Origin of the sequence: Halobacteriovorax sp. DA5 (assembly GCF_002903145.1) — a bacterium.
Taxonomy (GTDB): domain Bacteria; phylum Bdellovibrionota; class Bacteriovoracia; order Bacteriovoracales; family Bacteriovoracaceae; genus Halobacteriovorax_A.
The window spans coordinates 1-11,642 of the sequence record NZ_PPDJ01000013.1 but is presented as its reverse complement, the minus strand read 5'-3'; the positions used below and the strand labels follow the sequence as shown (position 1 = coordinate 11,642).

At 36.8% G+C, this 11,642-nt stretch carries 11 protein-coding genes; 8 read left to right on the top strand and 3 right to left on the bottom strand.

Features of this window, described 5'->3' with window-relative positions:
• From C0Z22_RS14945 to C0Z22_RS14935, 3 genes are all read right to left on the bottom strand, one after another.
• The coding region (locus C0Z22_RS14945; RefSeq protein ID WP_146037918.1) for a hypothetical protein at window positions 1–1,056 on the bottom strand (1,056 nt) is incomplete at its 3' end.
• Between the two features lie 36 nt (window positions 1,057–1,092).
• A complete protein-coding gene (gene dnaE / locus C0Z22_RS14940; RefSeq protein ID WP_103219177.1) occupies window positions 1,093–4,713 on the bottom strand; it encodes a DNA polymerase III subunit alpha in 3,621 nt (1,206 codons plus the stop codon).
• 78 nt (window positions 4,714–4,791) lie between these two features.
• The gene (locus tag C0Z22_RS14935) at window positions 4,792–5,229 is read right to left on the bottom strand and encodes a YqaA family protein (RefSeq protein WP_103219176.1); all 438 of its coding nucleotides are present in this window, start codon (window positions 5,227–5,229) and stop codon (window positions 4,792–4,794) included.
• A gap of 97 nt (window positions 5,230–5,326) precedes the next feature.
• Here C0Z22_RS14935 and C0Z22_RS14930 point away from each other — a divergent pair, with 97 nt between their 5' ends.
• The 8 genes from C0Z22_RS14930 to C0Z22_RS14895 all read left to right on the top strand — a co-directional run bounded on the left by C0Z22_RS14930 (window position 5,327) and on the right by C0Z22_RS14895 (window position 11,353).
• Entirely contained in the window at window positions 5,327–5,800 is a 474-nt protein-coding gene (locus tag C0Z22_RS14930) for a CBS domain-containing protein (protein WP_103219175.1), read from the top strand.
• A 133-nt stretch (window positions 5,801–5,933) separates the two neighbouring features.
• Window positions 5,934–6,560, top strand: coding sequence for a hypothetical protein (locus C0Z22_RS14925; protein WP_103219174.1), 627 nt, complete (start codon window positions 5,934–5,936; stop codon window positions 6,558–6,560).
• A gap of 24 nt (window positions 6,561–6,584) precedes the next feature.
• Entirely contained in the window at window positions 6,585–7,214 is a 630-nt protein-coding gene (locus C0Z22_RS14920; RefSeq protein ID WP_103219173.1) for a hypothetical protein, read from the top strand.
• 17 nt (window positions 7,215–7,231) lie between these two features.
• A complete protein-coding gene (locus C0Z22_RS14915; RefSeq protein WP_103219172.1) occupies window positions 7,232–7,738 on the top strand; it encodes a hypothetical protein in 507 nt (168 codons plus the stop codon).
• Window positions 7,739–7,784: 46 nt separating this feature from the next.
• Window positions 7,785–8,603 carry a TIGR02147 family protein gene (locus C0Z22_RS14910; RefSeq protein ID WP_158246948.1) on the top strand — a complete coding sequence of 273 codons (819 nt, stop codon included), beginning with the start codon at window positions 7,785–7,787 and terminating at the stop codon, window positions 8,601–8,603.
• Entirely contained in the window at window positions 8,600–9,676 is a 1,077-nt protein-coding gene (locus C0Z22_RS14905) for a hypothetical protein (protein ID WP_103219170.1), read from the top strand. Before C0Z22_RS14910 ends, C0Z22_RS14905 begins: the two co-directional genes overlap by 4 nt.
• Before the next feature lie 121 nt (window positions 9,677–9,797).
• Complete coding sequence (locus tag C0Z22_RS14900; protein WP_103219169.1) at window positions 9,798–10,709, top strand: hypothetical protein; 912 nt, start codon at window positions 9,798–9,800, stop codon at window positions 10,707–10,709.
• A 296-nt stretch (window positions 10,710–11,005) separates the two neighbouring features.
• A complete protein-coding gene (locus tag C0Z22_RS14895) occupies window positions 11,006–11,353 on the top strand; it encodes a hypothetical protein (protein WP_103219168.1) in 348 nt (115 codons plus the stop codon).
• The last annotated feature ends 289 nt before the right edge of the window (window positions 11,354–11,642 follow it).

The window sequence follows — 11,642 nt, the reverse complement described above, 5'->3', positions numbered from 1 at the left end:
TTTCTCCTTAATCGTTCTCTTTAATCCCTTCATTTCTGAGATTGGCAGCTGATAAACAAAGCTTGCAATATCAGAGCTCTGCTTGTGTGGATCAACTGTCGAATACTGTTGTCCTTTGGCCTCAAAATCTTTGAAGTTTACAATCGTACCATCTCTTAAATCAGTAAGAACTAATCCACCAAATGTCTGTATATTAATTTGCTTTTGCTTTTCGTCTTTAAACTCTTTTTCAAGTGCGATATCAAGAGTTAGCATAAGTGAATTTCTAAGCTCTTCCTGACGAGTACCAAGAATCTCTCCTTCATTTGAACGAAGGACAACAAGAGGCTTCTTTAGGTGTTCGAAAATTTCTTGTCTTGTTGATGGATTAACAACTTCAATCCCTTCAAGAAAGACACCACCAACACTCTCTCCTAACTCTTTAAGCCAGTGATCTTCGACAACATCTGTAAATTTCGACTGAGAACTTACACCAACTTCTTCCCAAGTTAGATCCTTAAGCTTGTAATTGATATTTAGATAAAGTTTTGTAAAGTTACGTGTTTTACCTTGTCCAATATAGCGATAGTAAATTTCAGAAACTAACTTACGATTAACTTTTGCATCGATATTATAATAGTGTGTATCTGCTCGTGATAAAGACTTCGACATCTTCTTTACTGTGTATGAAGAAATAATAGAGTTAAATCCACCAAAAGAAGCGCGTGCCTTTAGTCTCTTGCTACGAATTCCCCTTTGGTATCTTTCAAGAGCACTCCCCGTTAGAGTTACAGGGTTGCCTTCAGCATCAACTGCACCAGTTTCACGATCGTAATTTTCTTTAATTGGCGCAAAGTATTCATCAAATTGTGTTTCGTAATTTTGCCAAAAAGTCTTTGTATCAAGACCTAGCTTTTCAAGCTCAGAATCAAGAACGTTGCGAACCGTGTTGGCATAGAGTTGCTCTTTAATAAAAGATAAAGAGTCACCAGGTTTTGAGGTGAACTGTCCCCTTGCACTTACTGATGCTGCAAGAGTATTGGTCGCTAATAATAGCAATAATATTAGTTTCTTCATTATCCATCCCTAGATTAAAAAATATCTTTAAGTATTTTACCCTACATCGCTGATTTTTCCATCAATAATAAACTTCACCGCATCAGCATCAAAAATCTCATTAATTTTTGCTGCCATTTGTGGTGTTGGGTTTACCAGATAGTCATTTCCAAGTGGCATTCTTGCTCTACCTGAATCATGTTCAAAAATAATATGTAGTGGAACTGTTCCTCTGTGACCTAAAATCGTCTGCTTAAGTCGGTTTAGACGTCCCTCATTTAGAGATGTCATTGGAACATTCAAACGAACAGAAGATACCCTTTCCTCCGCCTGCTCCTTGAGCTTTTGAATCTTTGAAGGGAAGAATTTTCGCGGTTCCTCGGCCAAATTTACCTGTCCAGTCATAATGATTGGGTCATCAGTAGCAAGGATCTCTTCGTATTGAACGAATGTTTTTGGAAAAATGATACATTCAATCTTACCTGACAAATCTTCTAGGGTAGCAAAACACATGCGATCCCCTTTCTTCGTCATGATATTTTTTCTCTCAACGATCATCCCCGCAAGAACCATATCTCTCTTTGAAGTTCCATCGATATCTTGGATTTGTCCAATTGGCATCGAGGCCATTTGTTCAATAACACCTTGGTAACGATCTAGCGGGTGACCTGAAACATAAACCCCAATTAGCTCTGCTTCATATAAAAGTTTTTCACGGTCATCCCAGTCAGCAACAAATTGAATATCAAGCTGATTAGCACCAGTATCTTCTGTTGCCTCGGCCATATCAAAGAGATTCGTTTGTCCCATCTCTTTTTCTCTTTGGCGCTTTTGCGCGTAGGCCACAACCATTTCCATATTCTCAAGCATTGTTCGACGATTAAGATTTGTTTCACAACCATCAAAAGCACCTACGCGAATAAGTGATTCAATAACTCGCTTGTTAACATTCTTAAGATTTACTCTTTCACAGAAGTCGATGAAGCCAACGAATGGGCCATTCTCCGTTCTTTCACGGATCATCTCTTCAACACCACCTTCACCAACACCTTTAATGGCACCCATACCAAAGCGTAGGTTTCCATCAACAACGTTAAATAGCCAAAGCGACTCATTCACACAAGGAGCAAGAACTTGAATATCATGATTTCTTGCATCGTTAATGATTGTTGTGATCTTATCTGTATTTGAAAGTTCCGTACTCAGGAGTCCTGCATAGAACTCTGGCGGATAATAAGTTTTTAAGTATGCTGTTTGATACGCAATATATGAGTAGGCAACGGCGTGAGACTTGTTGAAACCATATTCCGCAAATTTCGCCATCTGATCATAGAGAGTCTCAGCAATTTTTAAATCGTAATTTCTCTCTTTTGCACCATCGAGGAAGATCTGCTTGTGTCTTTCCATCTCCGAAATTTTCTTTTTCCCCATCGCCTTACGAAGCATATCCGCTTGACCAAGAGAATATCCAGCAATAATACGGGCGATGTTCATAACCTGCTCTTGGTAGATAATGATTCCGTATGTATCGTTTAGGATTGGCTTAAGAGATTCAAATGGGTAACTTTCTTCTTTGCGCCCGTGCTTGATTTCAACGAATTCATCGTGCATTCCCGATCCCATAGGACCTGGACGATAAAGAGCGTTAATGGCCGTAATATCATCAAGGGTATCCGGTGAAATACGACGACAAAGATCCTGCATCCCAGAAGATTCCAGCTGGAAAACACCAATTGTATCCCCTTCAGAAACCAGGTCATATACTTTCTTATCTTCGTAATCGATTGCTTCAATATCAAAATTTGGATCGTAGTCACGCTTAATAAAATCAGAAGCGTAATCAATTACCGTTAGAGTTTTAAGTCCAAGGAAGTCGAATTTTACAAGTCCAATTAGCTCAGAGAAGTCCTTATCAAATTGAACAACCTTTTCACCTTTTGCCCCTTTAAAAAGTGGACAATAGTTTACAAGCGGTTCAGAGGTAATGATTACTCCGGCCGCATGAATACCAGCGTGGCGATAAAGTCCTTCAAGCCTTTTTGAAATAGTGAAGATTTGGCGAATCTTAGGATCAGTTTCAATAAGCTCCTGAAGCTTCGGCTCCATTTCAATTGCTTTATCTAATGTGATTCCAATTTCATCAGGAATCAGTTTTGATATCATATTGGCTTCAGCAAATGTTAAGTCATAAACACGAGCAACGTCTTTTACAACGGCCTTGGCCTGAAGCTTACCAAAAGTGATAATCTGCCCTACCTTATCTTCACCGTACTTTTGCGTTACGTACTCAATAACTCGCTGACGTCCCGCCTGGCAGAAGTCGACGTCAAAGTCTGGCATCGAGATACGCTCAGGGTTAATGAAACGCTCAAAAAGTAGGTTGTATGGAAGAGGGTTAATATTGGTAATTGTTAAAGCATAAGCAACAAGAGAACCAGCTCCAGAACCACGTCCAGGACCTACCGGAATCCCATTATCTTTTGACCACTGAATGAAGTCAGCAACGATAAGGAAGTATCCAACGAATCCCATCTGCTTAATAAGATCCATCTCATATTGAAGACGCTCGTAATACTTTGGTTTCTGCTCTTCCCAATCCGGTTGGTTAACAATATTTCTAAATTGCGGTCCATCAAAACGTGCTTGAAGACCTTCTTTTGTTACACGATCAAAGTATTCTTCAAGAGTTTCATCTGTATCAATTTCATAGTCTGGAAGATGATAAATTTGATTTCCTTTTTCATCAGTCCACGAAAGTTCAACATTACACTTATCTGCAATTTCAAGAGTGTTATCACAAGCTTCAGGTGCATAGTGAAATGCAGCTCTCATCTCTTCAGGTGACTTGTAATAAAATTCTTGCGACGTCATACGCATTCTATTTTCGTCAGCGTATGTCTTTCCTGTTTGAATACAAAGAAGGACTTCCTGAGCTGTCGCATCCTCAGGTGTCATATAGTGCGAATCATTTGTTGCAACTAGTTTGATATCGTTCTTCTTTGCAAAGTCGATAACTTTCTCGTTTACAATTCTCTGTTCAGGAATTCCATTTTCTTGAATCTCAAGATAGAAGTCATCAGGACCAAAGATATCTCTTAGTTTTTCAATTGCACGAATGGCACGCTCATCTTGTCCAGTAAAGAAGTTATAACCAACCTCACCTTTAAGACATGCTGTCGTACAAATTAGCCCTTCGCTATATTCGCGAAGAAGTTCCACGTCTGCACGTGGCTTATAGTAAAAACCTTCAAGATAAGCTTTTGAAAGGAGCTTACATAAGTTTTGGTAACCAGTATTATTCTTTGCAAGAAGAATCAAATGGTGAATTTGTCTTGAAGACTCTTCAGCATCCTGTGAACTAACACTAGCAGACTTCTTGGCCGCACGACGATCAAAGCGTGACCCAGGTGTGAAGTAAATTTCTGAACCTAGTATTGGTTTTATCCCTGCAGCTTTACAGCGAGTGTAAAAATCAATAGCACCAAACATATTCCCATGGTCAGTTTGTGCAATTGCCGGAACACCTAATTCCTTTGCCTGTGGAATTAAATCCTTTAAACGAATCGCTCCATCCAGTAGTGAATACTGTGTATGTAAGTGAAGGTGTACAAAGCTATCTGGGTGAGTTTCTTTTAGTGATTTCGTTTCGCTAGATTCGACGTTACTATCTTGTTCCATGGAGTCCTCAAAATGTCTTATTTAATCAGTGTGTCGTGCTATTTAAGTATCCCATTTTCAAGGCGTTTTGTCATATTCTTAGAACTTATTTGCTAACCAAATTACAAAGACATAACGCAATGCTTTACCGATATACATCGATAAGAAAACATACGCGGGGCGACAACGAAAGTAGCCGAGTGCTACGGCCAAGGGATCACCAACGATGGGAAGCCATGTCAAAAAAGCAAGGGCCGGCCCAAAGCGCTGAATAAGATTTTGCCAACGTACGATCTGTTCTTTACTAATTTTTAAGTATCTTTCACACCAGCTTATCTTGCCCAAGTGACCAAGATAAAAGCAGCTTACCCCTCCAAGAAAATTTCCAAGGCTTGCGGCCCAGAAAATATCAATTCTTGAAAGTCCTGCTTTTACAGCACCAAATAAAAATGCTTCAGAGCTGAATGGGAGAATAGTTGCGGCGGCAAAGCTTATAAAGAAAAGCCCTACGATGCCATAGTCTTGAATGAATTCCATTATTAATTATTATGATGATTTCTCTACATTTAATCAAAATCTTTTCAACTTTTAACAATACAATTTGAGATAGGTTTAAACAAAAAAGGGATGCATAATGGTTAACTACACTCCACCTATCGAACGCGATAAGGCCCCAAGACAAAGAGAAAAAGAAGAACACTTTACATCAAGCTATAATATTATAAATCGAGTTATCAAAGCTTTCGTTCCACTTCACACAAGTATGGATATGCAAGAAGCTGGCGAATACTTCATAAAACACAATATTACAGGTCTTCCTGTCGTTAATGAGTTTGAAAATATTGTTGGTTTTCTCTCGCAAAAAGACTGCCTCAAATATAGCCTCGATGCGAAATACTACAACCACCCTTCTTCACTCGTTGAACACTATATGAGCGAGAATGTTGTAACCATTCCTTCAAAGTCCAACCTCACCTTCATCGTTGAACTCTTTCTCCACTATCCTTTCCATGCATTTCCTGTTGTAGAGAACGAGAAAGTAGTTGGAATCATTGAAAGAACGACTGTTTTTGAAGTGATTCACAATATGAAAGGAACCAACTGGTAGTCCTGACTACATAAATCTTACTGACATTCAAATGAGCTGTTTACATTTTTGATACAGTTTGTGTACAAATGCGTTCAACTTTGACTTTTAAATCGATACAACACCTCCATTGGAAACGATCTGGGAGGATTCGATGAGAAAGTTATTAGTTTTTATTTGTACATTTTTGGCACTGACAACTAACGCTGAAGTTAGCAAGTGGTGTAAAGATACGAGTTTTATTTTAGAGAACGCAATTGTATCAGGTTTTGAAAGCGTGACTTATGAAGAGGAATTAGAAATCCTTTTAGATGCCTCACACTTTGTTCTAGATAGCACTCCAAAAAAGAACTTCTTCTATTTTTACACAACTCTTGCAAGTGCAATTAATGGCACTGAAGTTTACGATTCACCTGAACATAAGGTTCTCTTCCTAAGAAGACACTTAAGAGATGCAATTGGTGATCTTAATAAATTTCACGACAGACTTACTAGAAGACTTTGTCTTTGGTGTTATGGAAATCACAGAGAGTATGTTCAAGACATTCTTTCAAGAGGTCTTACAGAGGGCGAAAGATCAAAGAATGATGAAACAGAAATTGCAGTGCTAAATCGTGTAGCAGGACTTGCTATTGAGTTAATCGAAGAAAGTACATTCTCTAGAAATTATGAGTGTGCAAAGAAGAGTTTAACATTTGTTCTTCAAACGAATGATGTATCAAGCAAGAGAAGAAATGTTTTAAGCGCTTATAGAATGATGAGAAATAATGGTTGTAACTAATAAGTTAGAACTAGGGAGAGAGAAATGAAAAGAGTATTAATCGCAGTATTTAGTACTGTCATCTTAAGTACAAATACTTATGCACTTTTTGGTGGTAAAGATAATGGCATCACGGGAATGTATAAAGGTAAAGAGAGTATTTCCTTAAACTACGATGGTGTTAGATTCCTTAACAAATGCTCATTCGATGGAAGGCTTGGCTACAATGCACTTTCACTAGGTGCCGCTGGAGCAGCGTGGTCACTTGGTCCAATTGGGATCATCGGAACATTTATCTTGGTTCAAAGTTACAAGCAATCAGTATGCTTCAACAATAGCTATGTTCGCGAAAATATTTTCAAAGTAAAACTTGAAGCAAAGGTTGTTGAGACAAGTTCAGAAAGAATTACTCTTATGATTTCTTCACAAGACAAGAAAAAGTGTGCAGGTTTCTCAATCAAACTAATCGGTGAGCCCGATGGTTTTGGAGGATATGATCTATTCAAAAACAAAGAATCATACTTAAAAAATGAGGTCTTTGGTACAGCAACTTATGCGCAAAAAGAATTAGATATTGCAATTTCACAAGAGATATCAATGCTAACAAAAGGTCGCAATGGACACAACTGCATATGGGATCTTAAGCACGGATTAAACGTAAACCTAAAGAAATAATATTATAAGGATAAAAAATGAAAAGATTAATCACAGCAATTACCCTACTATCACTCTCTTTAAGTACTCAGGCACTTGGAAAGAAATCAATTGAAGGTGAATATAGTGGAAAGAAAAAGATCTCTTTAACTTACACGGGTTATTTTCAGGCTGATTGTAGCAAGTTTCTTTGTTTTGATTACGAAGACTACTATGGAAAAAGTAAGACTCTAAATATTAAGTTAGATGTTCAGATTACAAAATCAAGTACAGGTAGAATCACTGTTTTACTAAAGTCACAAGACAGAAAGAAATGTGCAGGTTTTGCAATGAGCTTTATCGGTGAAGAAGATGGTTTTGGTGGCTACGATTTATATCGTAACAAGAACGACTATTTACAAAACCTTAATATCGGAACTCTGACTTACCAAAAAGGTAAAGTGAATATTTCAATCCCAGAGAATATGACTCAAAAAACAAAAGGGACAAATAATTACACTTGTATTTGGAACTTAGATTACGGACTTGATTTAAAAGTAAAATAGATTGGATATACAAACAAATCCCCCATATTTATCAGATAAGCATTGCGTGGATATTTACAACTACGTAAATGCTTCTCTGTACTTAAGAGATACTTGGCTTAAGAAGAAAGAGCTTAACCCAAACTTCTCAATTAGGTCTTGGGCACAAAAACTTGGAATAACTTCCCATTCTCAGCTACACCAAGTTCTAAACGGAAAACGCAATCTTCCTAGTAAGTATATAATGACTATTGCGAGAGATTTAAGACTTGAGGCAGAGGAAGCAGACTATTTTGAAAAACTAGTAAAACTTCAAGCCGCAAAATCAGAAGAAGAAAAATTATTCTATTTAAACTCAATACAGAGAAATAATGAAACTCTTGAAGTTTATGAAGTAGATAATTACGAGCTGATACGAAATCCTCTTAACTTCTTCATTCTTGAATTATTTTGCTTAATAGATGCTGATCTTACACCAATCAAGATTCAAAAATTACTAATTCATAACTACCCTCTTACAGAAATCAGAAAAAGTGTTGAACTACTAACAAAGCTTGAAATGTTAATTTTAAAAGATGGTAGTTATCGCAAGGCCCACGAGACAGTCTTCACAGCAAATGATATCCCAAATATTGCCAAGCAAGAATATCACAAGAACATTGCTGAACTCGCAAAAGAAGCAGTTGAAAAACAAGATGTGGAGGACAGAGAGTTCTCTGGCTTTACATTTGGGATTCGCGCCGAAAATCTTCCACAAGCGAAGGAAGAGTTAAGAAAATTCAGAGAGGAATTTTCTCAAAAATTTATCGAAAAGGACTTTGAAGGAAATCAATTATATCACTTAGCAATTAACTTCTTTGCTATTTCAAATAAGGTTGACCAATGAAAGTACTTTTAATTCTAGCACTATCTTTATTAACTTTGACCTCAGCAGCTAAAGAACGTCCTGTTTTACGAGAAGGAGGCTCAGGAGTTGGCAATGGTGGTGATACAATAAGGCTTCGCTTTATAAACACAGGAAATGGTATCATCGATTATTATAAAGATGGATTTAAGTCTATTAGTGAAGTTCTTGTATCTCCTCTTCTACTTAAGGCCCATCTAAATATCAATACGATTAGTACTTCCAATGATATTTTAATCGACAATCTTGGAAATCCAGTTAGCGCGATTGGGGTTCCGGGAAAGATAACTTTATATGTGGGAGATGCCATTCCAGAGCTTCACTGGAATAATATTTTTAAAAACTCTCGCCTTACAAACATTATGGTTCTTCACGAGCTTCTTAGAGCTCAAGGAATCAATGATGATAATTATGTCTATTCGACAAAAGTATTAATTCAGCAAGATATCTTGAGCTTTGGTGATTTTAAAATGAAATGGGCCAAGCAGTCTTTTGACATCGTTGAAAACACTCAGTTGCGTTCATTTAATTCACGCTCGATAAAAGAAGAGCTTGCATATTTCAAGCAAGGAAATTTATCACTTGAGAAATATAATACAATTGCACTTGCACCTTTAATTAATTTAAATCTAAATTTATCGAACGAACTTTATGTGGATTCGAAAGAACTTAATCGCCTAAAAACCTTAAGGGCAGATTATAAAATGTTAAGAGATATCATCCCAATGATTGATAAACTCTCTTATGATCAAATTCGAGGTAATCCAAATTATGTATTACTTAATAAACTAACATTAATACTACTACGTGACTTCTTCTTTAAAATTAGAATGACGAATTTTGAACTAACAGAGGAGAATAGCTATATCATTTCAGATTACACGAGTAATCTTTTAAGTGCGATCAGTTTTGCCTCTGAAGACTGGATGATTTGTACAGGTATTGAACAAAGCCTTGCAACTCTATCAAATAGCTCACTAGTATTTGATAGTAATGACCTTAAAATGATGATTTCAGCTACAATTACCCTGCTAAACGATAGTAAATGCTATTAGTTTTCAATAACTTAGTATCTGTAAATATTGCAGATACTAAGCTCTTTTCTTGAACGCGACCACAACTTCTGCGAATATACGCCATAAAAAGTATTTTCGTTAGAAATAGAAAAGAGAAACCATGGTTTTTAATCGTAAGAAAAAATCACCTAAAAACAAGGAACAGCTCGAGTTTAACTTTGAGCTTCCGCGTGAAAACGATCGCAATTTCCACCTTGGTGGAAAGTCTTTCTATTTCTTCGATTTCGACGACAATGTCGTTTTCCTTTCAACTCCAATCATTATCTTTCACAATGAGACAGGCGAAGAGAAGCTTCTTTCTTCTCACGAATTTGCTGCTCATAATAAGATCATTGGAAAAGAAGGACCTTACGCAAATTATCACATGGATTTCGATGATGAGACGGGAACTTTTAGAAATTTCCGCGATTCAGATCTTTCGCTTACTCAACGACTAACCGGAAGAAAGCAATCACTTATCACAGATATCCAGGATGCACTTGAAAGAAGTGATTCAACTTGGAAAGCTCCGAGCTGGAATCACTTCTATCATGCAACTTATAATCAAAGACCAGTTTCAATTATTACAGCTCGTGGTCACAGAGAAGATACAATTAAGCAAGGGATCGAAGTTATCTATAACGAAGGTCACTTACCAAATATGCCAAACTTTCACACTGTCTATGCTGTTTCAAATCCAGAAACTCGTGTACGACTTGGTGGACGTGATGAGGATTATAATGTGCCTGAACTTAAGTACAAGGCCATTATCGAATCAGTTGAACTTGCTATTCAAAAATACGGATACTCAGATTATCACCGCTTTGGAATGAGTGATGATGATGCTGGAAATATCGATCTCATTACAGATGCGATGAAAGAGCTAAAAGCAAAATTTCCACGTATGTCTTTCTTCGTTATTCAAACTTATGACAATGGCTTTGAAAAACGCGAAGTTCATGAGCACTCTGTTGAGACAATTTTCTCTAAGCATGAATCACGCCTTGATCAGCTTAACCTTTTTGCACAGTAATAAAAATAAAGCTGAACACTACCTAGGCAATTATAAAAAAAGTATTTTCAAATATTAAAATCCAGTAAGATTTCGATATGGAAAAGAAATTCATCAAACAAGTCTTTGCAACATTCTTTATCTTCTTATTCTCGGCCCTCATGTCTAATGCATTCAGTAAGGACCTTTTAAAGTTAATTCAGTAACTTAAGTCGACAAAAATCTAACACTTTCTAACTATTGAGCACAATATTTTGCGTTGATAGCATTTCTTCACTAGAATTTCCTATTAATTAACTTAGGGGTAAGGAGTTCAAATGAAAAAGATCGCAAAAATCACGTTAGCATTACTTTTGGCATCTTCTGCCCTGTCAATGGATTGTATCGGTTCAAAAAGATATTTGGACGACAGAGGACAGTCTCAACTTAAAGAAATCAAACTAGAAAATGCATTTGAGTATACTGATGCAAAAATTCACGCGGATATCGACGAAGCCTACTTCGTTTTCACAAAGTACGATAAGGAACAATTTGTCGCTAAGATTACATTTGGTCCTGATTACACGAAAGGAATTGTTTCAACAGCAACCTTTGATCAAAATAATCGTTTTGAGCTAGCAAGCGTAAATGGGGCAACTGTTTATAAGCTTGTTTGTACTCAGTAAGGTACACGCCACCTTTACGAGATTTAAATAAGTTATCGAATAATTTAAGTCGTAGAAAAGAAAACTGAGGCTAATAACTAATGTCTTGTTAAATTAACTAATATATTTAGAGCTAGAAATTAGTCTTACTTAAAAATAGTTGGCCAAAGTAGGCCTATGTTCGTTTTATTGAATAATATAAATTTTTAAGTATTTAAAATCTCGTAAAGGTGGCGCGTACCGTAGACCGTTGCTTAATTAATCACTTCGTGATTAATTGGCGCTGGTTGGGTGGCACTACTATTCGAAG

Coding starts and splice junctions, on each gene's coding strand:
- C0Z22_RS14900 (WP_103219169.1), top strand. CDS start 9,798: ATGGTTTTTAATCGTAAGAAAAAATCACCTAAAAACAAGGAACAGCTC.
- C0Z22_RS14930 (WP_103219175.1), top strand. CDS start 5,327: ATGGTTAACTACACTCCACCTATCGAACGCGATAAGGCCCCAAGACAA.
- C0Z22_RS14895 (WP_103219168.1), top strand. CDS start 11,006: ATGAAAAAGATCGCAAAAATCACGTTAGCATTACTTTTGGCATCTTCT.
- dnaE (WP_103219177.1), bottom strand. CDS start 4,713: ATGGAACAAGATAGTAACGTCGAATCTAGCGAAACGAAATCACTAAAA.
- C0Z22_RS14920 (WP_103219173.1), top strand. CDS start 6,585: ATGAAAAGAGTATTAATCGCAGTATTTAGTACTGTCATCTTAAGTACA.
- C0Z22_RS14935 (WP_103219176.1), bottom strand. CDS start 5,229: ATGGAATTCATTCAAGACTATGGCATCGTAGGGCTTTTCTTTATAAGC.
- C0Z22_RS14915 (WP_103219172.1), top strand. CDS start 7,232: ATGAAAAGATTAATCACAGCAATTACCCTACTATCACTCTCTTTAAGT.
- C0Z22_RS14925 (WP_103219174.1), top strand. CDS start 5,934: ATGAGAAAGTTATTAGTTTTTATTTGTACATTTTTGGCACTGACAACT.
- C0Z22_RS14905 (WP_103219170.1), top strand. CDS start 8,600: ATGAAAGTACTTTTAATTCTAGCACTATCTTTATTAACTTTGACCTCA.